The organism is Coprobacillus cateniformis, from assembly GCF_009767585.1.
Taxonomy (GTDB): Bacteria; Bacillota_I; Bacilli_A; order Erysipelotrichales; family Coprobacillaceae; genus Coprobacillus; species Coprobacillus cateniformis.
On the sequence record NZ_WSNW01000001.1, the window covers coordinates 2,693,203 to 2,717,346 of the forward strand.

Genomic DNA, 24,144 nt, shown 5'->3' on the forward strand with positions numbered 1-24,144 from the left:
GTAGTGTATCATATATTCGTTGACAATCTCTCCTTAGCTCAGCTGGCAGAGCATCTGACTCTTAATCAGAGGGTCCACGGTTCGAACCCGTGAGGGGAGACCAATGATAAATAACCGGAAACTAATGTTCCCGGTTTTCTCATTTAAAAATATGTAATTTTATATTGAAATTAAAATCAAGATATGATATTATATTTAAGCAACTGATGGAGACATACTCAAGAGGCTGAAGAGGCGCCCCTGCTAAGGGTGTAGGTCGGGAAACTGGCGCGAGGGTTCAAATCCCTCTGTCTCCGCCATATTTGTTGCTTATATTGGTCTGGTAGTTCAGTTGGTTAGAATGCCGCCCTGTCACGGCGGAGGTCGCGGGTTCGAGTCCCGTCCAGACCGCCATATAGAATATTAACAATCCCAAAAGGGATTGTTTTTTTGTGAATAAATATTACAAATGTATAAAATAAAAATTATTTTTGATTATATGCATACATAATTGCTATAACTGTTTTGGCATCAACAATTGTGCCATCTAAAACTTTTTGATATGCTTCATCAAGGTCCATTTTGATGATATCAATAAATTCATCATCATCACATGCAAGAGAATCATTAACTTCATGAAAATCGATTGCTTTATAAAGATAGAGCCATTCACTGGTATAGCCAGGAGATGGTAGAACTTTAAGGATAAATTGCATGTCAAGTGCACGACAATTTGTTTCTTCTTCAAGTTCACGAAAAGCACATGCTTTTGTGTCTTCATCTTTTTCCAGTTTTCCAGCTGGAATTTCTAAGGTTTCAATGCGGTTAGGGTAGCGAAATTGCTTAACCAAAAGAATTTGGTTATTTTCAATTGCAAGAATACAAACTCCACCATGATGATAAACAACTTCTCGAAATGCGTGTTTACCATCTTCAAGTTCAACTTCTTCTTTTGTGACTTGCATGATGTTTCCATCAAAAATCATCTCTCGATTAATTTCTTTTTCCATTTTCTCAACTCCTTGTTTCTATTATATCATAAAAAGAAAAGAAAGTATGCGGGGGAGCACACTTTCTTATTCTCTCTATTATTTACACGTTAGGGTGATAATAGGGGGGTATGATTAAGTGAATATCACTTAACATGTATATTATAACAAATATTTCATTGTTGTAAAGGCTTTCAAACACTTTTTGTATATTTTTTCACATATTTTATGTATAATGTTTATGGTGATTAGAATGAAAAAGTTAATTATAGATGAAAATCATGCAAATCAAAGAATAGATAAGTATTTGAAAAAACTTTTATGTCAAGCTCCATCGCAACTCGTTTATAAAATGTTAAGGAAAAAGGATGTAAAAGTGAATGGAGTCAAAGTCAAAGAAAACTATATCTTACAAAATCATGATATTGTAGAACTATTTTTGTATGAAGATAAGTTTCAGGAATATACAAGAGCACAAACAATATTTGATTTAAAAATAGAATTTCAGGTGATTTATGAAGATGATAAGATATTAGTTGTAGGAAAACCGGCAGGCTTACTTGTTCATGAAGATATCAATGAAGATATGAATACTTTATCTAATCAGGTGTTAACTTATCTCCATCAAAAAGGTGAATATGATCCTCAAACTTCATTGGGGTTTACACCAGGACCAGTTCATAGATTAGATCGTAATACAAGTGGAATTGTTATTTTTGGAAAGACTCTGCGAGCACTACAGGATTTAAATGAGATGATGAAGAAACGCCATTGTATAGAAAAAACGTATTTAACAATATGCAAGGGCTATATGTCTTCAATAGATCTTGTTGGTTATATGAAAAAAGATGGTGACCAGTCACTTGTCAAAGTCGTAACTCAAAATACACCTGGCGCATTAATGATGCATACACTTGTAGAAAATATTGAATTTTATCAGGGATTTTCATTATTGAAAGTGAAATTAGTCACAGGAAGAACGCATCAGATTAGAGTTCATTTGGCTAGTGTTGGACATCCTATCATAGGTGATAGTAAATATGGTGATTTTGAATTAAATAGAGAAATGAAGAAAAAATATCATCTTCAACATCAATTTTTACATGCTTATACAATTAAATTTGTGAAGCCAATTGGTTGTTTAAAATATTTACAAAATCAAGTGATGATGTGTCCACTTCCCCAAAATTTACAAGATATAAAAAGAAGTATGTTTTGTAAATTGTAACTATGAAAATATCTATTTTTATTGTATAATAATCATATATGTATGGAAGGAGAACGGAGAATGAAATACTATATAGGAATTGACTTAGGGGGAACTAATGTTCGTACTCTTTTGGTTGATGAAAATGGGAAAACATATAGTGAAGTAAAGGATGCAACAGAAAGAGAAAAAGGACCTGATTTTGTTTGTTCAAAAATCATTCGTCAAATTGAAAGCTTAGATTGTAGTATTTGTGGGGGAATTGCAAATATTGAAGGGATTGGAATTGGAGTACCAGGACCTGTAGATACTGTTCATGGAGTCATGATTATGGCAACAAACTTGCCTGGTTTTGAAAATTATCCAATTTGTGAGAAATTATCAAGTCGTTTTAACTTGCCAGTGTTTATTGATAATGATGCAAATGTTGCTGGATTGGCAGAAGCATTACTTGGAGCTGGAAAAGGGAAAGCAACATGTTATTATGTTACAATTTCAACTGGAATTGGAGGAGCCTTTATTGTGAATGGGCAAGTTGTTTCAGGTGGAAGAGGACATGCCGGTGAAATTGGAAATATCATTGTAAAAAACAATGGTTATAAATTTGGTGGACTAAATCCTGGAGCGGTTGAAGGTGAAGCGAGCGGTACTGCAATTACACGTAAGGGTAAAGAAATTCTAGGTGAAGATAAGGTTGCTCATGCTGGTGATGTCTTTAGATTAGCAGATGAAGGTGATGTGAAAGCGCAAGGAATTGTAGATGAATGTGTAAGTGAACTTGCAACAATGCTTGCTAATATTGCTCATACAGTTGACCCTCATTGCTTTATTATTGGAGGTGGCGTGATGAAATCTAAACGTTATTTCTATGATCGATTGGTTGAACAATTCAATGCCAAAATCCATGTTGGTATGAGAGGATACATACCGCTATTAGAAACAGAATTGGAAGATTGTGGAGCAATTGGTGCTGCAATGTTACCAATGTCTAGATTAAAATAATGTTAAATGATAAAGGTCAATCCTTTATCATTTTTTTCTTTATAAAAGGAACATAAAGTGTTAGAATAAAGAAGCAGTGAAGGAGGGTGTTTATGAAAGAAAAAGTCGTATTAGGTCTCAGTGGTGGAGTTGATAGTGCGGTTGCTGCCTATTTATTAAAAGAACAGGGCTATGAAGTGATTTGCGTTTTTATGCGTAACTGGGATTCTTCGCTTAATAATGATATTTTAGGAAATCCTACCAATAATAATGAGATATGCCCTCAGGAAGAAGATTATAATGATGCTAAGAAAGTTGCTGAACATTTAGGATTGGAACTTCGCCGTGTTGATTTTATTAAAGAATATTGGGATCATGTTTTTACATATTTTTTAGAAGAATATGCCAAAGGAAGGACACCGAATCCAGATATTTTATGTAATAAACATATTAAGTTCAAAGCCTTTTTGGATTATGCAAAATCGATTGATGCCAATTATATAGCAACAGGACATTATGCACGTGTTGAACATCATTTAGGACAAGATTCTCTTATGTTAAGAGGCGTTGATAATAATAAAGATCAGACATATTTTCTATGTCAATTGAATCAGTCACAACTCCAGTCTTCACTATTTCCAATTGGTGAATTAACAAAGCCTGAAGTTAGAAAACTTGCAGAAGATCTAAATCTACCAGTTGCACATAAAAAAGATAGTACAGGAATTTGTTTTATTGGAGAACGTGACTTTAGAGAGTTTCTAAAAAATTATATTCCTGCTAAAAATGGTCATATGGTAGATATTCAAACAAAACAAATTGTTGGTGAACATCAAGGAATTATGTATTATACTATAGGACAAAGAAAAGGTCTTAATATTGGTGGACCTGGAGATGCATGGTTTGTTGTTGGAAAAGAATATGATGAGAATATATTATATGTTTGTCAAGGAGATCAAAATGATTGGCTAATGAGTGAAGGCGCTTTGATAACAGATGTTAATTGGATATCAAGTTTAAGACCAGAAGATGATTTTACATGTACTGCAAAATTTAGATATCGCCAAAAAGATAATGATGTTTCTGTTCATTTTGTAGATGAAACAACAATTTATGTCACATTTAAACAGCCTATTAAAGCTGTTACACCAGGACAGGCAGCAGTCTTTTACAATGCTGATGTGTGCTTGGGTGGGGGAACAATTGAAAAAGTTTATAAAGATCAAAAGGAGATTACATATTTATAATGTTAGAATACACTGGAATTATTAAACAGGTGCGATTCTATAGTGAAGATACAAAGTTTATTGTTTGTGTGATTGATAGTGAACAAGAAGATAAACCAATATTGGCAACAGGATATATGAGTTATGTAAACCCACAAGATAAATATCATTTTCAAGGGGAATACACAATTCATCCTAAATATGGTAAACAATTTCAAATTCAATCATATGAGATTATTTTAGCGGATGATGAGAGTGAAATCATTCGCTATTTATCTAGCCCATTATTCAAGGGAATTGGTGAAAAACAAGCAACTGCTATTGTTGATACATTGGGAAAAGATGCACTCAATAAAATTAAAGAAGATAAACATGTTTTAGATAGTGTTCGTGGAATGAATGAAAAAAAGCGTGAAACAATTATTGATGTTTTATCCTCTCAGGATTTTGATCAAGAGGTTTTATCATTTTTTATGGGACATGGTATTAGTACTAAAAATTTAGCACTCATCCAAGCTGTTTATCAGGAACATACATTAGATGTTTTGCAAAACAATCCTTATCAGCTTATAGATGATATTGATGGAATTGGTTTTAAAACAGCAGATGAACTGGCTTTGAAAATAGGCGTTGATCCTTTAGATGACAATCGCATGAAAGCAGCTGTTCTTTATGCATTAAAAGAAGCTTGTTTTCAAGATGGCAGTACTTTTCAAGAACATGATCGCATTTATAAGAATTTCCATCGCTTTATACCAAACATCTCATATGAGCAATGTGATGACTATTTAGATGAACTGATTGATGAAGAAAAGATTATACAAGAAGTAGAAAAATATTATCCGTTTGATTTATATGAAAGTGAAAATATCATTGCCAAGACATTTCAGCGTTGGCTTAAAGCACCACTTTATAAATATGATGATGAGGAAGTCAATCAATTATTAGATGACTTACAAAATACATTGGCTATTGAATATGATGATTTACAAAAAGAGGCTATTCGTTTATTTTTAGAACAATCAGCAATGATTTTAACTGGTGGACCTGGAACTGGAAAAACGACCATTGTTGAGGCTATAATAAAATTATATACAAAATTAAATCCAGACCAACGAATTGCTATGGTTGCACCAACTGGTCGTGCATCAAAAAGATTAAGTGAAGTCACAGGTCTTGAAGCTTGTACAATTCATCGACTTTTAAAATGGGATTTACATACGAATACATTTGCAGTTAATGCTCAAAATCCTTTAGATATAGATTTGTTGGTTATTGATGAATTTTCAATGGTAGATTCTTTATTGTTTTCAAATCTCCTCTCTGCTTCTTGTAAGGTGACAAAAATTTTATTGATTGGTGATGACCAGCAGTTACCTTCAGTTGCACCAGGACATGTATTGAAGGATTTACTAGAAAGCCAAATGATACCAACAGTTAAATTAGATCGTATTTATCGTCAGTCACAGGAAAGTGGAATTACTCAATTAGCACATAGTATTCGTAATGATCATTATCAAGAACATCTTTTTTTTGATTATAAAGATATCCATTTTCAAACATGTGCTTCTTATGACATTGTGAACTATGTAAAGGTTCTTGTTTCAAAAGCAATGAAAGAAGGATATGATGCTAATGATATTCAAGTTCTAGCACCAATGTATAATGGTGTAGCAGGAATTGATGCCTTAAATGACTGTTTACAAGAACTTTTAAATCCTCATGATGAGTATAAAAATGAATTGCGTGTTGGTAAACGTATTTATCGTGAGGGCGATAAGATTTTACAATTAAAAAATCGTATTGACGATAATGTTTTTAATGGCGATATTGGTATTTTAGAAGAAATATGTTATAAAGATAATTTTGAATTTTTGGCAGATACACTGATTGTTAATTTTGATGGAGTATATGTAGAATATACTGCTAATGATTTTTATACAATTACACATGCTTATTGTATGAGTATTCATAAATCTCAAGGAAATGAATTCAAAATTGTTATTATGCCAGTTTTAAAAGACTATTATATTATGTTAAAGAAAAATTTAATTTATACAGGTTTAACACGGGCAAAGCAATCTTTATTTGTAATTGGAAATCATCAGGCATTTGCTTATGGAATTGCTAATAATCATGATGAAAAAAGACGAACAACGCTATCTGAAAAAATGTCACAAACTCAATCAATTTCACCGTATGATTTTATGTAAAATGGTCATACTAAGAATGTACTTTTAAAGGAGTGAGACATAATGTCTAAATTAGCAGTTGCCTTTTTCTCAGCAGGAATTGTTGCCGCAGCAATGATTATGATGAGTGATATGCCTTGTGCTGATGAAATTGAACATACAGTTCATAAAGCAAAAAAGGCTATCAAAGAACAACTTTAAGGAGTACTAAGGACTAATTTTTAGTCCTTTTTGATATAAAGGGGTTTTCATATGAATAAAGTTACGCTAGCTAAAAATATCATTATCTTTAGTATTTGTGCTATTTTGTTATATTATGTCATTACATTATTTCAAATAGGTGCATTCTTTTGTTATGTTTTTAATTTATTTTTTCCACTTATTATTGCTTTGTTCTTTCATTTTTTATTAGATCCTTTGATAGATTATTTTACAAATGATAGATTAAGCAGAAAAATTGTTGTTGTCCATATTTATCTATCCTTATCATTGTTATTTGTGATAGGATGCTATTTTGTTGCTCCTTATATTTTGGAACAATGTTTAAAATTTTATAATCAATATTGTAATGGTCATTTAAGATTGAATCCAATTTTCTCTACAATCTTTGATTTTTTACAACAATATCAAGTCATAGATTATTTAATGGGAATTCTTAATGGTTGGACACAATCTGTCATTTACTGGGTTACCAATATCCTTTTAGCCATGGGAATATCATTTTATCTTTCTTATGATAATATGCATCTTATCGAGAAATTAATTGTTTATTTACCATTTGATAAACAAGGACCATGTATGCAAACCTTAAAACGCTTAAAACTTTTAACTTATCAGTTTATGAAATCTTTAATTTTAGATTTTCTCTTTTTCTTTTTAATGTGTCTTATTCCTTTCTTTTTTATTGATGAAGATCTCTTTTTATGGATTGCCCTCTTTTTATCAATTACCAATCTTGTGCCTTATATTGGACCTTATATAGGTGGGATACCTGTTGTTATTTATGAATATATAGCTGATCCTCAAATGGGATATGTTGCTTTTATTGCAGTCATTGTTCTACAATATTTAGAATCTTCATATTTACAGCCTTATCTTTTTTCTAAGTGTATACGACTACATCCTATTGCTTTGTTTATAGCATTGACCTTCTTTGGTGATTTATTTGGTATTGTAGGGATGATCTTTTCACCATTGCTATTATCATATAGTTTACTTTTGCTAGAGTTACTAAAAAATCTAAATGTTTTTACGAAAGTTAAACAAATTGTTTCAAAAGAATAATCATAAAAAATATTCATATTATGATTATTCTTTATCTTACAAATTCTTTAAATGATATTCTTTATAATAAAAGAAAAAGGAGTCATTTATGGAAACAAAAGATATTTTAGGATTACTAGGAGGTCTTGCCTTATTTCTTTATGGTATGAAAATGATGTCTGATGGCTTGTTAGATGGGGCAGGGATTAAATTAGAATATATTTTAGAAAAACTCACTAATCACAAATTAAAAGCTATTTTGGTAGGGACATTGATAACTTGTATTATTCAAAGTTCATCTGCAATGACAGTCATGTTAATAGGCTTTGTGAATGCCAAAGTGATGAAACTAAATAGAGCTATTTGGGTTATAATGGGAGCAAATATTGGGACCACAATGACAGGACAATTGATTGCTTTTGATATAGGTGTTTTTGCACCTGTATTTGCTATTGTAGGGGTTATTCTGATTGTCTTTTTCTCATGGCGTGCAGCTCGTTTATGTGGCGAAGTTTTGACTGGAATAGGGATGTTGTTTATGGGATTAGAAATGATGTCACAATCAATGATACCTTTACAGTCATCTGAATTGTTCTTAAATTCCATGATCACTCTTTCGCATCCTTTATTTGCGGTTTTAGTTGGGGCATTATTTACAGCAATTATTCAAAGTTCATCAGCTTCTATTGGTATCTTACAAACCCTTGCAATGCAACATCTTATCCCTTTTTCTCAGGCAGTATATTTTTTATTTGGATTTGATATTGGAACATGTATGACTGCTTTCATTGCATCATTATCTGGTTGTCGTAATGCTAAAAGATTAGCTTTGTTTCATCTTCTTTTTAATGTATTGGGAACTTCAGCTTTTCTTGTTATTTGTCAATTTACTCCAATTGTATCAATAGTTGAAGGCTGGACTCCCCATGAACCAATGCGTAAAATTGCGAATATGCATACATTATTTAATGTCATAACAACAGCGGCCTTTTTATTCATTGATAAGCCTATTCTAAAATTTATTGAAAGATTAATTCCATTAACAAAGAAGAGGGAAAAAGGATATATATAACAAGAATTGTTTTTATATTGATTTTTACAATAAAATTGGGTATAATACAAAAGTCAAATCGTTAAAAAAGAAGAGTATTTATAATTCTGTTTTTAGAGAGGAAATGGTTGGTGCAAATTTCTATCAGAATATAAAGAAAGCTACTTTGAAGAGTGATGTAAACATCAACGCATAGTCGGCGTTATCGACTTAGAGAGCATAATCTTTTGATTATGAATAAGGATGGTACCGCGATTTAAGTCGTTCCTTTTATAGGAAGGACTTTTTATTTTGTAAAGGAGAAGGATATTATGAAACAATTAACTGGAAATCAAGTAAGACAAATGTTCTTGGATTATTTTAAATCTAAAGGACACATGATTGAACCTGGGGCATCATTGATTCCTCATAATGATCCAACATTATTATGGATTAACGCAGGAGTTGCAGCATTAAAAAAATATTTTGATGGAAGTGAACAACCCGCATGCCATAGAATAGTCAATGCTCAAAAATCAATTCGTACAAATGATATTGAAAATGTTGGAAAAACAGCAAGACATCATACTTTCTTTGAAATGTTAGGAAATTTTTCAATAGGAGATTATTTTAAAGAAGATGCGATTCCTTTTGCATGGGAGTTTCTAACAAGTCCGGAATGGATAGGATTTGATAAAGAAAAATTATATGTGACAGTTTATACTGATGATGACGATGCTTATCGTATTTGGACTGAAGTTTGTCATGTAGATCCAAGTCATATTTTAAAAACTGATGGAAACTTTTGGGAAATTGGAGAAGGTCCAGGTGGTCCTGATTCTGAAATTTTCTATGATCGTGGTGTTGAATATGACCCTGATGGTTTAGGTGAAAAATTATTTTTTGAAGAGTTAGAAAATGATCGTTATATTGAAATTTGGAACGTTGTTTTTTCACAATTTGATTGTAATCCTACTATTGACCGAAAGGAATATAAAGAATTACCACAAAAAAACATTGATACTGGAATGGGTCTTGAAAGACTGGTTAGTATTATTCAAGGTGGAGAAACAAATTTTGATACGGATTTCTTCCTGCCAATTATTCATGCAACTGAAGAAATGACAAATGTCAGATATGAAGACAATAAAATGGCTTATCGTGTCATTGCAGACCATATTCGTACTGTTACTTTTGCATTAAGTGATGGGGCATTGTTTGATAATGCAGGTAGAGGGTATGTTTTAAGACGTATTTTAAGACGTGCAGTTCGTTATGGGAAGAAGATTGGAATTGATCATTCTTTTATGTATAAATTGGTTTATGTTGTGGCTGATATTATGAAAGAATTCTATGATTATTTACCAGCTAAAGCAGACTATGTGAGTGGACTTGTAAAAAAGGAAGAAGAGGCTTTTCATAAAACATTATCTAATGGTGAGAAATTATTAAATCAGATGTTGAAAAAAACAATTGATCAGCAATTAGACGGTAAAGATGCATTCAAATTATATGATACATATGGATTCCCATTAGAATTAACAGTTGAAATTGCAGAAGAAACAGGATTTACAGTTGATGAAGCTGGTTTTAAAGCTGAAATGAAAGCTCAGCAAGTCCGTGCAAGAAATGCACGAGGTGATAATGAATCAATGTCATCACAAAAACCAGATTTAATGGCTTTTGATACACCAAGTCAATTTGTATATGATCATTCACCAATAACAGCTAAAGTCATTGCTACTTTTATTGATGGTGTTAAATGTGATGAAATTACTACACAGGGAGAAATTATTTTAGACCAAACAACTTTCTATGCAGAGATGGGAGGACAGTGTGCTGATACTGGAACGATGTCTAATGAGACAACATTGTTAGATGTGACATATGTTTCAAGAGCACCCCGTCTACAACATTTACATGTGATTAAAATTAAAAATGGAAGTGTCAAGGTTGGAGATGAATTGATTTTAAAAGTTGATGCACATAAACGTGCATTGATTCAAAATAATCATACTGCAACTCACTTATTACAAAAGGCTTTAAAGACAGTATTAGGTGAACATGTTTCGCAATCAGGGTCTTATGTTGATGCTGAAAGATTACGTTTTGACTTTACACATCCACAAAAGATGACTGATGAAGAAATACGCAAAGTTGAAGATCAAGTTAATGAACAAATTTTTAATGGGTTAAATGTACAAATTGAATTCATGAGCAAAGATGAAGCTATGCATTCTGGTGCAATGGCATTGTTTGATGAAAAGTATGGAGATCAAGTTCGTGTTGTCAGTGTTGGAGATTACTCTAAAGAACTTTGTGGTGGGTGCCATGTTTCCAATAGTGCTCAGATTGCTTTGTTTAAGATTGAAAGTGAGGAAAGTGTTGGATCAGGGATTCGTCGTATTGAAGCTGTGACTGCACAGAAAGCATATCAATCAATGAAGAAATCTGAAGAAACAATTCAAACAATAAGTGAATTATTCAAATTAAAGAATAGAAATGAAATTGTAGAAAAAGTGACGCAATTCATAGATGAGACGCATGAAGTCAAAAAGGAAAGAGATCAATATTTAGACAAATTAAATAGTATTGAAGCAAAAGAAAAATCTAAGAATATAGAAGAGATAAATGGTGTACAATTCTTATATGTTAGTGAAAGTAAAGATGCTTCTATTGCTAAACAAATGACATTTGAATTAAGGGATCAATTAACAAATGGTGTTGTTGTTCTGGTGAGTGAATATGAAGGAAAAACATCTTATTTTGTTGGTTTAACAGCTTCAATGGTCAAAAATGGTTATAAAGCTGGTGATCTTGTTAAAATGATAAATGAAGTGACAGGCGGTAGAGGTGGTGGAAAACCAGACTTTGCACAAGGTGGGTGTCCTTCACAAGAACATATAAATGATGCAATCAAGCAAATAAAAAGCGTATTCTAAGCACTTTTACTAGCAATTTTTAGCAATATGGTGTAATATGAATTATATAGACAGGAGGTATGTGCTATGGCAAAAGATTTTACTCAAACACGTCTATTTAATTCAGAAGAAATTAAAAGAGAAGTCATTCATTCTAATTTAATGACTGTTTCTCAAGCACTGGATGAAAGAGGATATAATGCAGTTCATCAGATTGCAGGTTACTTAATCTCTAATGACCCTGCATATATTTCAAGCCACAAAGGAGCACGTTCAATTATTCAACAGATTGATCGTGATGAAATTATTGAGGAACTTGTAAAATTCTATTTGGAGTCAAAATAGTGGAGAAAATATTAGGATTAGATTTGGGATCAAGAACGTGTGGTATAGCAATAAGTGATCCATTAGGAATTATTGCCCAAGGAGTTGAGACATATCGTTTTAAAGATAATCACTATAAAAGTGCTGCTTATCATATCAAAACGATAGTCCAGGAAAATAATATCCATACAATTGTACTCGGTCTTCCTAAGCATATGAATGGAGATTTGGGCGAGAGAGCACAAATCTCTATTGATTTTAAGGAACGATTAGAGAAAATGATGGATGTCGAAGTTATACTTGTAGATGAAAGATTAACAACTGTAATGATGGAGAATCAACTGATCTTTGCTGATGTTTCTAGAAAGAAGCGCAAAGAAGTTATTGATAAACTCGCTGCTGTTCAAATTCTACAAGGGTATTTAGATAGTCAAAGGAGATAGTCATGGACGCAAACAAAATTAAAGTTATTGATGATAATGGAAAAGAATTAGAATTTGATGTATTATTTACTTTTGAAAGTGATGATACTGGTAAAAAATATGTTTTATATTATGATGCGACTGCAGAAGAACCTCAAGTTTATTCATCGGTTTATGATGATGAAGGACATTTGTATCCAGTAGATACACCAGAAGAATGGGATATGATTGAAGAAGTCTTTAATAGTTTTATTTCTGAAGACGAAAGTGAAGAGAATGAAGAACATAGTTGTTGCCATGGTCAAGAAGATCATGAATGCTGTCATGGAGAAGGGCATCATGATGAAGATCATGAATGTTGCCATGGTGAAGGACATCATGATGAAGATCATGAATGTTGTTGTCATAAAAAAGAAGGGTAACTTTGGTTACCTTTTCTTTGTTTATAATGAATTCATAATTATATGACATAATAAGGAAAGTATTAAGGAGGATTAACAAATGGGACTGTTTTTTAAGAAACGTAATGTGAAGCCTATCTTCGTAGGAAGTTATGGGAATAACATGACAAGAGGGATGTATGTTTTTCACTTGGATATTGATAATGGAGAAATTCTCAAGAAAAAGTTTTATAAGTCATTAGCAAATCCAACAGCATTATTTAAGCGTGAGCGCTTTATTTATGTATGTTATAAGAATCATACAGGAAAAAAGACTGATGGTGGATTATGGCAATATGCAACAATGGATTTACAGTTTGGTTTAGCTGGTAAAGCAACTTGTCAGGGAAAAACGTATATGAGCTGTTTTGTCAATGAAAATCGTGATTTTGCTTATGCTGTAGATTATTATAATGGTGAAGTTGTAACAATTGCAATTTTGAAACAAAAGATTGTAAAAGTAACACAAACTATAAAACATGAAGGACATGGACTTGATTCTAAACGTCAAAGTGAAGCTCATCCGCATTTTATTGAGCAAACACCTGATCAGAAAAGAATGTTTGTTTGTGATTTAGGAACTGATGAAGTTGTATTATATAAAGTTGGTGAAAAAGGAAGATTAGAAAGAGATGAAGAAAATTCATTTCAATTGGCTCCAGGAAGTGGTCCTAAGAAAATGATTTTTACTCCTGATGGTAAATATGCATATGTCTTAAATGAATTATCAAATACAGTTTGTGTTTATAGTTATCAAGATTGCCAATTTACTTTTATACAAGAAATTGATACTTATCCAAAAGATGAATATACGAAAGAAAGCTTGGCTGGTGATATTGTTATTAGTGAAAAAGGTGACTATTTATTTGTGTCAAACCGTGGACATGATTCAGTAGCGGCATTTGAAGTTGATTCTGCAACAGGGAAATTAACATATATTGAATACTTAGATACTGATGAAAAACCTCGTGCAATGATTTTAGTTAATGATCGTTGGCTTGTTGTTGCTTCACAATTAGGTGGGACATTAGAATCATTTGAATTAAAACGAAATGAATCAAAGGGTGTTCTTTATGAGACACATTTTAGTTACATGGTTGGTGAACCTGTTTGTTTAATAGAAGGTAGAGGATTATAAAAGAGTTCAGTTTGAACTCTTTTATATTATATTGCCTATTGATTATGCAAAAAAACGATTCTTAATTGAGTTATAGATGACTTTTAACTTTTTTATCATTGAATTCATTAAACAATTGCTAAAGATATCATATCAACAGACTTTCATATAATGTTATTAAGACATTTGTTTTACAATGAGTGTTCATGCTTAAACAATATATATCATCATAGTGAGAAATGTAAAAGAGTATGTTTTATTGATAATTCTTGTAAAATCACTTATAATAATAGAGATGGAGGACGATTTATGAAAAATAAAAAAATCATTTTAATTATTATAGGAGTTGTTGTAGGAATAGCATTAATTGGTTCTATCCTCTTTTATAATCATGGTATTTCTGCAGTCTCTACTAAAGATGAAGAAGTCATTGTTAAAATTGAATCTGGTTCAAGTGCATCACAAATGTTAGATACGCTTGATAAGGCTGGATTAGTAAATAATAAATTATGTGGAAAATTGTTTTTAAAGTTTAATCATTTTGATAAACTTCAAGCAAATACATATATATTCCATAAAAATATGTCATTATCAGAGATTTTTGATATTATTCAAAATCCAGACTTTAAATATATCTTAAAATCAAAATTAACAATTAAAGAAGGAAATACCATTCCAGAAGTTGCAAAAGCATTTTCTGAAATATTAGATATGTCAGATGATGATATTATTAAAGCGTGGTCAAATCAGGAATATTTAAAATCATTGATTAAGGATTATTGGTTTATAGATAATAGTATTCTTAATAGGAATATTCTGTATCCCTTAGAAGGCTATCTGTATCCTGATACATATTATGTAACAGATGAAAATCCTACTTTAGAAGGTATTACAAAATTAGCATTAGATATGATGGATAAGAAATTAACACCATATAAAGATAAAATGAAAGAAATGAATTGGACACCTCATCAATTCTTAACATTTGCTTCTATTGTTGAAAGAGAATCTGGGCAAGGTGAAACAGATCGTCCTATGATTGCTGGTGTCTTTATGAATCGTTTGAAAAAGGGAATGCTTTTACAAAGTGATATTACTGTTAACTATGCTTGGCAAAGAACAGGTGTAGATGTTTCTTATTCACATCTAGAAATAAATTCTCAATATAACACATACAAATATACAGGTTTACCTGTTGGACCTATTAGTAGTGTTCCTGCAACAACTATGGAAGCATGTCTTCAGTATAAAAAACATGACTATTTTTATTTCTTTGCAATTAAAGATGCTCAAGATAAATCAAAGACTGTTGTTGTTTATACTAAAACATATGAAGAACATACACAGCAAGTGAAAAAAGCAAAGGACGCAGGATTATGGTTAGATTAAAAGATTTTGATCAAATAGAGCAAGATGCTTTAAAAAGAAATATTCCCATTATGCAAAAAGAGGGAATACTCTTTTTAATTTCTCAGTTAAATGAAATCAAAGCAACTTCTTGTTTAGAGATTGGTTCAGCAATAGGTTATTCATCTATGATGATGGTGACTCATGTTGATGATTTAAAAATTGATACAATAGAATTAAATGAAGAAAGATATCAAGAGGCAGTTCATAATATTCATAAATATCATTTAGATTCTCAGATTTCAATATATCATGATGATGCCTTAACTTTTGATACAACGAAATTACATTATGGGCCTTATGATTGTCTCTTTATTGATGCTGCCAAAGCACAGTATCAGAAGTTTTTTGAAAAATATGTTTCTTTTGTGAAAAAAAATGGAATCATAATTGTTGATAATTTAGATTTTCATGGTATGATTTTTGATATTGACCACATTAAGAATAGAAATACAAAACAATTGGTCAAGAAAATAAAAAGATTTAAAGATTGGATTTTTAATCATAATGATTATGATGTTGACTATTACCCAATAGGCGATGGTATCTGTGTGATTAGAAGAAAGGATTAAACATGAAGATAGTTTTATCATTAAATAATCAAGAAAGATTATATGATTATATAAGTATGGGGATTGACACTTTTATATTAGGTGGTCAATACTCATTTCATTGCCCCTATGTTTTTTCACTAGATGATATGACAAAAATAATAGGAAATTATCCTGAACAAATATTCTATGTTTCAATGAATGCTTTATATGATCAATATATGATGTCTGAAGTTGAAGGTTATATAGAGCAACTTAGTCAGTTACCTATTCAGGGGATTGTATTTCAGGATTTTGGTATTTTACAGATTGTGAAAGAAAGAGGCTATACATTTGATATGATGTATGCACCTGAAACATTAAATACAAATGCGATGACACTCAATGTGTTACAGGAACAAGGTGTAACAAGTGCATTTTTATCTCGTGTTATTCCTTTAGATGAACAATGTCTTATTGCTCAGGAAGTTCATATGCCTGTGATGTTACAGGGACATGGTGTTGAATATATAGCAGCAAGTAAAAGGGCATTGTTATCTAATTATAAGGAAGCATCTGGTTTGAATCTAGATATCAATAACCATAATGATTTTACCTTGCTGGCTAAAAATTCGGATTATGTTTTTAAAATTTTTGAAGATTCCAAGGGAACACATATTTTTTCTGAGACGAGATTATATACTCTCGATTTATTCAATCAAATTCATAATTTTGATTATTTATATATTGAAACACTGATGATGGGTGAGGAAGAAGCAGTGGAGATAGCTTCATTATATAGTGATGCTTTAAAGAGTTTCCAAAATGGAACATATGATAAAGATATAAAAGAATATATGAAACTTTTATATCAATTAAAGACACCATTAGATAGAGGATTTTTATTTGATCAAACAGTTTATAAATTAGAAGATATGAGGAAGATAGATAATGAGAAACGTGAGTCAAATCATTAATGGAAAGAGAAAAATTATAAAGAAGCCAGAGTTGCTTGCTCCTGCTGGGAATTTAGAGAAACTAAAGATTGCTATTATCTATGGAGCAGATGCTGTTTTTGTTGGTGGTAAAGAATTTTCTTTGCGTTCTCAAGCTTCTAATTTTACATTGGAAGATATAAAAGAAGCAGTTGAATTTGCTTCTCAATATGGGGCACACATTCATGTCACATGCAATATCATATTACATCAGGATAATTTAGAAGGCATTCAGAATTACTTACAGGCATTGGATGATATTGGTGTAACTGCTATTATTGTTGCTGATCCATATATTATGAAAATAGCTAAAGATATGCATTTAAACTTAGAGGTTCATGTTTCAACGCAGTTATCAACGTTGAATTTAAAAGCGATTGAATTTTATAAAAGTATGGGAATGGATCGTGTTGTACTAGGACGTGAAGTCACATATGATGATTTAAGAACGATTATGGAGTATGCTCCTGTTGATGTTGAGTACTTTATTCATGGAGCCATGTGTATTCATTATTCAGGAAGATGTATGTTATCGAATTATCTCAGTCGACGTGATGCAAATCGTGGTGGTTGTTCACAGTCATGTCGTTGGTATTATGATTTATATCAAAATGGAGTTTTGATGAATCAAGAAGGCGATATGCCATTTAGTATGTCCAGTAAAGATATGTCATTAATTGATCATATTGGGGAGTTAATTGAATTAGGTGTCAATTCATTTAAAATAGAAGGTCGTATGAAATCTCTACATTATATAGCAACAGTTGTTTCAACATATCGTAAACTTATTGATGCTTATTGTGAAAATCCAGATGATTTTATTCAAGATGAAAGTTATCATCAGGAATTAATGAAAGCTGCGAATCGAGCTTTATGTCATGGCTTCTTTTATGATCACCCAAGCAATGAAGAACAACTTTTTAATTTGCGTGATGAACACCCAACTCAAGAATTTGTTATGCGTATTCTGGATTATGATAAGAAAAATAAGCAAGCTAAGATAGAACAGAGGAATTATTTTAAAGTTGGAGATAATATAGAAATTTTCTCACCAAATCATCCAAATCTTTTCTTTACAGTTAAAAAGCTTTATAATAAAGATAAAGAGATGATTGAAGTGGCAAATCATCCTATGGAAATATTATATATTGATGTTGATTTACCATTAGAAGTGAATGATATGGGAAGGAAGGTTTCAAAATGAGAGAACAGGCTGTTATCATAGGTATTGCAGGAGGAAGTGCTTCTGGAAAAACATCAATTGCTCATCAACTATATGATTGTTTTCAAGGACATCATAAAGTTAAAATTATGAAGCAGGATGATTATTACAAAGATCAATCACATATGGCTTTTGAAGAAAGAACAAAAACCAACTATGATCATCCATTTGCTTTTGATACTGATTTATTAGTAGAACATTTAAAGAAACTGAAGAATAAAGAAACGATTCTTAAGCCAACATATGATTATACATTACATACAAGAAGTCATATAACAGAAACAATTGAAGGAAGAGATGTTATCATTCTTGAGGGTATTTTTGTTCTAGCTGAACAGGCTGTTCGTGATATGTGTGATATCTTGGTGTATGTAGATACTGATAGTGATATTCGTTTTATTAGACGTTTAAGAAGAGATATAGAAGAGCGTGGAAGAAGTCTTGATTCTGTTTGTAAACAGTATTTAGAAACAGTAAGACCTATGCATGAGCAGTTTATAGAACCATCTAAAAAGTATGCACATATTATTGTTCCAGAGGGCGGAAGTAATATTGTTGCTGTCGATTTATTGATAACAAAAATCAAAAGTATCGTTGATTAATGCTAGTATTTTTGATATTTTTATGATATAGTATAGTTCGCGAGGTGGATAATTATGGATCATGATGCAGTATTATTAACCCAAAGTGGGGTTGAAAAGTTAAAAAAAGAAAGAGAACAATTAATTAATATTGAAAGACCTAAGGTGATTGAAGAATTACAATTAGCACGTTCACAAGGTGACTTGTCTGAAAATGCTGATTATGATTCTGCAAGAGATAAGCAAGCACATATTGAATCAAGAATTAAAGAAATTGATCAAATGTTACTACATGTACAAATTATTGATGAATCACAAATGGATAGTGCTGTTGCAAAACCTGGAGCAACCGTAACAATCTTAGATTTATCTGAAGAAGGTGCAGAACCAGAATCATTTACAATTGTTGGTACATTTGAAACAGATCCTCTTAATGGGAAAATTTCAAATGAATCACCACTTGCTAAAGCTATCCTGGAACATGGAGTCAATGAAATTGTTTCTGTTGGGGTTGCTGAACCTTATGAAGTTAAAATTTTAAAGATTGAATATATTTCTTAATGAAGGTGATGGCAACATCATCTTTTCTTTTTGGGGGTTATAAAATGAAAAAACAAATGTCAGATACTATTCGTGTTGGCTTATTATTAGCAATTGTTGGTGGTTTTTTAGATGCCTATACTTATTTATGCAGAGGACAAGTTTTTGCGAATGCACAGACTGGAAATATGGTTTTATTTGGAATTAAAATGATGGAAGGACACATTATACAAGCTTTATATTACGCTTTGCCAATCTTGGCATTTTTTATTGGGATAGTTATCGCTGAAATGATTAAGCATCACTTTTTTGAACATCCTAAAATTCATTGGCGTCAGATAGTTTTAATGATAGAAGCCATTGTGATATTAATAGTTGCATTTCTACCAAAAGATTTTAATATGTTTTGCAATATTATGATATCATTTATTTGTTCGTTACAAGTGGAGAGCTTTAGGAAGTTTAATGGAAACCCTTATGCTTCAACAATGTGTACAGGAAATTTAAGAAGTGCTACAGAACATCTTTATCAGTATTTTCAAACACATAATAAAAAGACTCTGTTGAAGAGTCTTCAGTACTTTATTGTTATTTTCTTTTTTATCATTGGAGCCTGTTTAGGAACTATTCTTACAAATTCACTTTCCTACATGGCAGCCATCATACCCACTTTGTTATTACTCAGTGTAATCGTTTTTATGTTTTATGAACAAGTTGGTTAACAACTTGTTTTTTTTTATGCATTCAAACGACGATCTCTTAATTCCTTATAAAGTCCAATCACCATAAATAAAATTGATTTCATTAACAAATGAATATAATTTAAGTTCCCTAAATGAATTAATAAACTTACTAAAAAATAAAGCAAACTTAAGCATAAACAATGAGAAATTCTCTTTTGATTGATTTGTGATGTAAAGTATAGGGCAGAGAGTATTAAGAATGCATAAGAAAGAACTTGGATAATGATTTCAAGAACAGTTGCATTTATTTGCATGAAATAAGATAAAATGGCTAGAATAAGAGAGATAAGTGTAAAGGGAATAAGAAATAATAATAAAGTATTGATATAGATACGTATTGTTTTTTTCATGGTTTCCTCCTTGTATATTATATGAAGGGAAGGCTATTTTATGAAATATGTAGAAATATTTATTGAGTGTTTTGGAACTTATTTTTATTTGATATTATTATTAAGATTTTTAGGAAAGAAAGAAATGAGTAAATTAAGTGTATCTGACTTAATTGTTTTCCTATTAATTAGTGAGTTAATGACAATATCTATTGGTGATGATAATATTGGATTTTTAGAAGGAGCTTTGGCTTCAGCAGTTATTGTTATTATTGATAAGTTATGTTCTTATTTTGCATTAAGGTATAAACCTGTCAAAAAAATATTAGAAGGGCATCCAACTTATATTGTTTATCAGGGACAATTAAATCAATATAAGATGAAAGCATTGAACTATTCTATTGATGATCTTTGTCATCATTTAAGACAAGAAGGGGTAGGGTCTTTATCTGAAGTGGAATTTGCTGTTTTAGAAACAGATGGGAACTTATCAGTTATTACAAAACAACAAAGTCAAGTTATGATGCCTGATGTTTTAATCAGTGATGGTGAAATTAATTATGAAATTTTAGAAACAATGGGTAAAGATGAAACATGGTTATTAGATTCACTTCATGCTGTTGGTATCAAAAACTATAAAGATATATTTTATTGTGTTATGGAAAATAATGGACTATTTTATATTAAAAAATAGTCCATTTTTAAATGAGATAAAAAAGTTACAAAGAAGACATATAAATCTTCCGTGTAACTTTTCTAACCTAATAGCATTCTGTCATTAACAAACTCTTCACCAATTGCTTCTTCAAACTTCTTTAATAAATCAGCAACTTCTAAGTTTTTCTTTTCTTCACCTTTTACATCATAAATAATATGACCATCATACATCATAATTAATCGATTCCCAATATCAATTGCATCTTTCATATTATGTGTGACCATTAAAGTTGTTAAGTTTTGCTCTGTCACAATTTTATTTGTAATCGCTAATACTTTTGCACTTGTGGCTGGATCTAAGGCAGCAGTATGTTCATCTAACAAGAGAAGTTTAGGTTGGTTAAGAGTCGCCATAAGAAGTGTCAATGCTTGTCTTTGTCCACCTGATAATAAGCCAACTTTACTTGTGAGACGTTCTTCAAGTCCCAATCCAAGAGATTTTACTGCCTCAAAGTATTTTTCTTTCTCGCTTTTTGTAACACCCCATCTTAAAGTTCGCCTCTGTCCTCGACGAGCAGCCATTGCTAAGTTTTCAATAATTTGCATATCTGCAGCAGTTCCCATCATAGGATCCTGAAATACACGACCAATTGATTTCGCACGCTCAAACTCTGCATCGAGTGAAATATCTTTACCATCTAATGTGATAATACCACAATCAATAGGATAAACACCTGCAATCATATTGAGCATAGTGCTTTTACCTGCTCCATTTCCACCAATAACAGTAACAAAGTCGCCTTCTTCAAGAATTAAATCTATTTTTTTGAGGACACATTTTTCATTTGGAGTCCCAACATTGAATGATTTTGTGACTTTTTCTAATTTAAGCATTGTTGTTGAGCTCCTTTCCAGTTAGTTTTTTGTACATTGATACACGTTTTCTTCTATCAAGTATAACTGGGACTGTTAAAGCAATAGCAACAATTAAAGCAGTTAATAGTTTTAGGTCATCAGTATTCAATCCCATTTGCAATACAATTGCGACAATAATACGATATATAATTGAACCTACGACAATAGAAACTAAACGTAACTTAAATCCTGCTTTTTTTCCAAATACAACTTCACCTATGACAATAGATGCAAGACCAATGACAATAGCACCAGTCCCCATTTTGACATCAGCAACGCTTTGCTGTTGAGTGACAAGTGCGCCACTCATCGCAACCAATCCATTACTTAACATTAGTCCAAACAATTTTGTCGTATCTGTATTAACCCCACTTGCTCTCACCATATTTTCATTATTACCAGTTGCTCTTAAACAAGAACCAAATTCAGTCCCTAAGAACCAGTAGATTCCTAAAACCACCAATCCACTACAAATAAGACCAATAATGATGGTAATCCAATTTGGAGTCATATTTATCAATTGAGCAAAATCTTTAAATAAAGTAGATGACTGCATTAATGGGATATTACTTTTACCCATAATTCTTAAATTAATTGAATACAAGGCAAGTTGAGTTAAAATTCCAGCAAGAATAGCAGGCATTTTACATTTGGTATGCAAAAATCCTGTGATAAATCCAGCAGCAAAGCCAGATAAAGTTGCTAATATAATTGCAATCAGTGGATGAATACCATTAATGATAGAAATTGCACAAACAGCCCCACCAGTTGCAAAGCTGCCATCAACTGATAAATCAGCAATATCTAAGACACGAAATGTCAAATAAATTCCCAGTGCCATAATACCCCAAAGAATTCCTTGACCAATAGCACCTTGTAACGATAATAATATACTCATTATATACACCTATTTTCCAATAAGAGTTGCATCTAAATCAGATGGTATCTCAATACCTAATTGCTTAGCAACCTTTTCATTAATAAAATATTTACAGTCTTTTGCATCAATGAATGAAACAGCAGTGTCTTCAGGTTTAGCTTCACCTTTTAAAATGGCAAGAGCCTGTTTAGCAGCATTTTGTCCAACTGTATAATAATCCAAACTTAATGTTGCAAGTCCGCCATTTAAGCACATATTTTCTTCACCAACAATACATGGAATTTTATTTGCATTTGTTATTTGTGCGACAGTAGCCATATTGGTAGCCAATAAGTTATCTGTAGGAATATAAATAGCATCGTATTTACCAATCATGGATTCAGTCACTTGTTGGATAGCACTAGAATCATTTGGAACAGTGACAATAGCAGTTTCTAATCCAATTTCTTTAGCCGCCTTTTCAGCAATTTGACCTTGATAAATTGAATTGGCTTCATCACTACAATAGAAGATAGCAATCTTTTTTGCATTTGGGACAAGTTTCTTTAATAAATCCATTTGTTCTTTAACAGGATTCATATCACTAGCACCAGTGACATTTGTTTGTGGTTTATCGTTAGATTTTACAACTCCAGCCTCTTCAAAATTTGTCACAGCAGCCCCAATAACAGGAATAGTATTTGTTTTATTGGCAGCGGCTTGAAGAGCATCAGTAGCAATTGCATAAATTAAATCATCACCATCATTGACAAACTTTTCTGCAATTGTTTGACAGTTTGATGGATCACCACTAGCATTTTGAAAATCAATCTGACTTTCTTTAATTCCAGCTTCAATTAAAGTCTCTTTGAATCCTTCATACGCTTTGTCTAATGCAGGATGTTGTGCTAATTGAAGAGCTCCTATTTTTACATCAGATAATGATTTTGTTTGACTATTTTGTTCATCATTAGAACCACATCCAGTTAATAATAATCCCAAAGCAAGCATACATACAGCTAATTTTTTCATGTTATTTCCTCCCCATTTTCTTTTATAAAAACAAAAAAACTCACCAATAGAGGGCGAGTTATCGCGGTACCACCTCAGTTTATTATTCCTTCGCAGAAATAACCTTAGTTAGTTAAAAACCATTCATAGTAACGTTATGATTCCGACTACTCCTTATCAAAGTAATAACTCCGTGGTGAATTCAAAATCTTTCATCGTATGGTTTGCACCAACCACCATATCTCTATTGTCGCAAAGACTTTT

Annotated in this window: 25 protein-coding genes, 3 tRNA genes and 2 other annotated features (1 of these 30 only partly in view); of the genes, 23 read left to right on the forward strand and 5 right to left on the reverse strand. The window is 31.6% G+C overall.

Annotation, left to right across the window (positions count from 1 at the left end):
* Positions 1–27: 27 nt before the first annotated feature.
* The 3 genes from GQF29_RS13200 to GQF29_RS13210 all read left to right on the forward strand — a co-directional run bounded on the left by GQF29_RS13200 (position 28) and on the right by GQF29_RS13210 (position 393).
* Positions 28–103 (forward strand) — tRNA-Lys (locus GQF29_RS13200).
* 105 nt (positions 104–208) lie between these two features.
* A tRNA-Ser gene (locus tag GQF29_RS13205) sits at positions 209–299 on the forward strand.
* A 17-nt stretch (positions 300–316) separates the two neighbouring features.
* A tRNA-Asp gene (locus GQF29_RS13210) sits at positions 317–393 on the forward strand.
* 71 nt (positions 394–464) lie between these two features.
* On the opposite strand, the gene GQF29_RS13215 is transcribed toward GQF29_RS13210, so the two are convergent.
* Positions 465–989 (reverse strand): NUDIX hydrolase, encoded by a 525-nt coding sequence (locus GQF29_RS13215; protein ID WP_054325249.1) that lies wholly within the window; start codon positions 987–989, stop codon positions 465–467.
* A 232-nt stretch (positions 990–1,221) separates the two neighbouring features.
* On the opposite strand from GQF29_RS13215, the gene GQF29_RS13220 reads away from it, so the two are divergent.
* The 19 genes from GQF29_RS13220 to GQF29_RS13310 all read left to right on the forward strand — a co-directional run bounded on the left by GQF29_RS13220 (position 1,222) and on the right by GQF29_RS13310 (position 20,088).
* Positions 1,222–2,196 (forward strand): RluA family pseudouridine synthase, encoded by a 975-nt coding sequence (locus tag GQF29_RS13220; protein WP_117598714.1) that lies wholly within the window; start codon positions 1,222–1,224, stop codon positions 2,194–2,196.
* Between the two features lie 60 nt (positions 2,197–2,256).
* Entirely contained in the window at positions 2,257–3,177 is a 921-nt protein-coding gene (locus GQF29_RS13225; RefSeq protein WP_117598713.1) for an ROK family protein, read from the forward strand.
* A 92-nt stretch (positions 3,178–3,269) separates the two neighbouring features.
* Positions 3,270–4,403, forward strand: a complete 1,134-nt coding sequence (mnmA, locus tag GQF29_RS13230) for a tRNA 2-thiouridine(34) synthase MnmA (protein WP_117598712.1) — start codon at positions 3,270–3,272, stop codon at positions 4,401–4,403.
* Positions 4,403–6,595: an SF1B family DNA helicase RecD2 gene (recD2, locus tag GQF29_RS13235; RefSeq protein ID WP_117598711.1), complete on the forward strand. Its 2,193-nt coding sequence runs from the start codon at positions 4,403–4,405 to the stop codon at positions 6,593–6,595. Before mnmA ends, recD2 begins: the two co-directional genes overlap by 1 nt.
* A 42-nt stretch (positions 6,596–6,637) precedes the next feature.
* A complete protein-coding gene (locus GQF29_RS13240) occupies positions 6,638–6,775 on the forward strand; it encodes a hypothetical protein (protein WP_017143851.1) in 138 nt (45 codons plus the stop codon).
* A gap of 51 nt (positions 6,776–6,826) precedes the next feature.
* On the forward strand, positions 6,827–7,858 hold the full coding sequence (locus tag GQF29_RS13245; protein WP_008787882.1) for an AI-2E family transporter: 1,032 nt from the start codon (positions 6,827–6,829) through the stop codon (positions 7,856–7,858).
* 88 nt (positions 7,859–7,946) lie between these two features.
* Positions 7,947–8,909: a Na/Pi cotransporter family protein gene (locus GQF29_RS13250; RefSeq protein ID WP_008787883.1), complete on the forward strand. Its 963-nt coding sequence runs from the start codon at positions 7,947–7,949 to the stop codon at positions 8,907–8,909.
* Between the two features lie 52 nt (positions 8,910–8,961).
* Positions 8,962–9,160: a binding site (T-box leader), on the forward strand.
* A 39-nt stretch (positions 9,161–9,199) separates the two neighbouring features.
* Positions 9,200–11,809, forward strand: coding sequence for an alanine--tRNA ligase (alaS, locus tag GQF29_RS13255; RefSeq protein WP_008787884.1), 2,610 nt, complete (start codon positions 9,200–9,202; stop codon positions 11,807–11,809).
* Positions 11,810–11,875: 66 nt separating this feature from the next.
* Positions 11,876–12,133: an IreB family regulatory phosphoprotein gene (locus GQF29_RS13260; RefSeq protein WP_008787885.1), complete on the forward strand. Its 258-nt coding sequence runs from the start codon at positions 11,876–11,878 to the stop codon at positions 12,131–12,133.
* Complete coding sequence (gene ruvX, locus GQF29_RS13265) at positions 12,133–12,555, forward strand: Holliday junction resolvase RuvX (RefSeq protein ID WP_008787886.1); 423 nt, start codon at positions 12,133–12,135, stop codon at positions 12,553–12,555. The genes GQF29_RS13260 and ruvX overlap by 1 nt, the downstream gene beginning before the upstream one ends.
* Before the next feature lie 2 nt (positions 12,556–12,557).
* On the forward strand, positions 12,558–12,956 hold the full coding sequence (locus tag GQF29_RS13270) for a DUF1292 domain-containing protein (protein ID WP_117598710.1): 399 nt from the start codon (positions 12,558–12,560) through the stop codon (positions 12,954–12,956).
* A 79-nt stretch (positions 12,957–13,035) separates the two neighbouring features.
* On the forward strand, positions 13,036–14,112 hold the full coding sequence (locus tag GQF29_RS13275) for a lactonase family protein (protein ID WP_054688446.1): 1,077 nt from the start codon (positions 13,036–13,038) through the stop codon (positions 14,110–14,112).
* 288 nt (positions 14,113–14,400) lie between these two features.
* Positions 14,401–15,480: an endolytic transglycosylase MltG gene (gene mltG / locus GQF29_RS13280; RefSeq protein ID WP_054688444.1), complete on the forward strand. Its 1,080-nt coding sequence runs from the start codon at positions 14,401–14,403 to the stop codon at positions 15,478–15,480.
* Positions 15,468–16,070 (forward strand): O-methyltransferase, encoded by a 603-nt coding sequence (locus tag GQF29_RS13285; RefSeq protein WP_054688441.1) that lies wholly within the window; start codon positions 15,468–15,470, stop codon positions 16,068–16,070. Before mltG ends, GQF29_RS13285 begins: the two co-directional genes overlap by 13 nt.
* 2 nt (positions 16,071–16,072) lie before the next feature.
* Complete coding sequence (locus GQF29_RS13290; RefSeq protein WP_160340823.1) at positions 16,073–17,005, forward strand: peptidase U32 family protein; 933 nt, start codon at positions 16,073–16,075, stop codon at positions 17,003–17,005.
* Positions 16,980–18,227, forward strand: coding sequence for a peptidase U32 family protein (locus GQF29_RS13295; protein ID WP_117598708.1), 1,248 nt, complete (start codon positions 16,980–16,982; stop codon positions 18,225–18,227). The genes GQF29_RS13290 and GQF29_RS13295 overlap by 26 nt, the downstream gene beginning before the upstream one ends.
* Positions 18,224–18,847 carry a uridine kinase gene (gene udk / locus GQF29_RS13300; protein ID WP_054325244.1) on the forward strand — a complete coding sequence of 208 codons (624 nt, stop codon included), beginning with the start codon at positions 18,224–18,226 and terminating at the stop codon, positions 18,845–18,847. The genes GQF29_RS13295 and udk overlap by 4 nt, the downstream gene beginning before the upstream one ends.
* Before the next feature lie 54 nt (positions 18,848–18,901).
* Positions 18,902–19,387 carry a transcription elongation factor GreA gene (gene greA / locus GQF29_RS13305; RefSeq protein WP_008787895.1) on the forward strand — a complete coding sequence of 162 codons (486 nt, stop codon included), beginning with the start codon at positions 18,902–18,904 and terminating at the stop codon, positions 19,385–19,387.
* Between the two features lie 44 nt (positions 19,388–19,431).
* The gene (locus GQF29_RS13310; RefSeq protein WP_117598707.1) at positions 19,432–20,088 is read left to right on the forward strand and encodes a YoaK family protein; all 657 of its coding nucleotides are present in this window, start codon (positions 19,432–19,434) and stop codon (positions 20,086–20,088) included.
* Between the two features lie 14 nt (positions 20,089–20,102).
* Here the strand turns inward: GQF29_RS13310 and GQF29_RS13315 are convergent, their stop codons facing one another.
* On the reverse strand, positions 20,103–20,459 hold the full coding sequence (locus GQF29_RS13315; protein ID WP_054688438.1) for a DUF3792 family protein: 357 nt from the start codon (positions 20,457–20,459) through the stop codon (positions 20,103–20,105).
* Between the two features lie 40 nt (positions 20,460–20,499).
* On the opposite strand from GQF29_RS13315, the gene GQF29_RS13320 reads away from it, so the two are divergent.
* Positions 20,500–21,132 (forward strand): DUF421 domain-containing protein, encoded by a 633-nt coding sequence (locus GQF29_RS13320; RefSeq protein WP_008787898.1) that lies wholly within the window; start codon positions 20,500–20,502, stop codon positions 21,130–21,132.
* Positions 21,133–21,194: 62 nt separating this feature from the next.
* Here the strand turns inward: GQF29_RS13320 and GQF29_RS13325 are convergent, their stop codons facing one another.
* Genes GQF29_RS13325 through GQF29_RS13335 form a run of 3 tightly spaced genes read right to left on the reverse strand, consistent with a single transcriptional unit; the run spans position 21,195 to position 23,901 of the window.
* The gene (locus GQF29_RS13325) at positions 21,195–21,989 is read right to left on the reverse strand and encodes an ABC transporter ATP-binding protein (RefSeq protein WP_054688435.1); all 795 of its coding nucleotides are present in this window, start codon (positions 21,987–21,989) and stop codon (positions 21,195–21,197) included.
* A complete protein-coding gene (locus GQF29_RS13330) occupies positions 21,982–22,908 on the reverse strand; it encodes an ABC transporter permease (RefSeq protein WP_117598706.1) in 927 nt (308 codons plus the stop codon). Before GQF29_RS13330 ends, GQF29_RS13325 begins: the two co-directional genes overlap by 8 nt.
* A gap of 9 nt (positions 22,909–22,917) precedes the next feature.
* A complete protein-coding gene (locus GQF29_RS13335; RefSeq protein WP_054325242.1) occupies positions 22,918–23,901 on the reverse strand; it encodes an ABC transporter substrate-binding protein in 984 nt (327 codons plus the stop codon).
* Positions 23,902–23,947: 46 nt separating this feature from the next.
* Positions 23,948–24,144: a binding site (T-box leader), on the reverse strand; it runs 24 nt beyond the window's last position.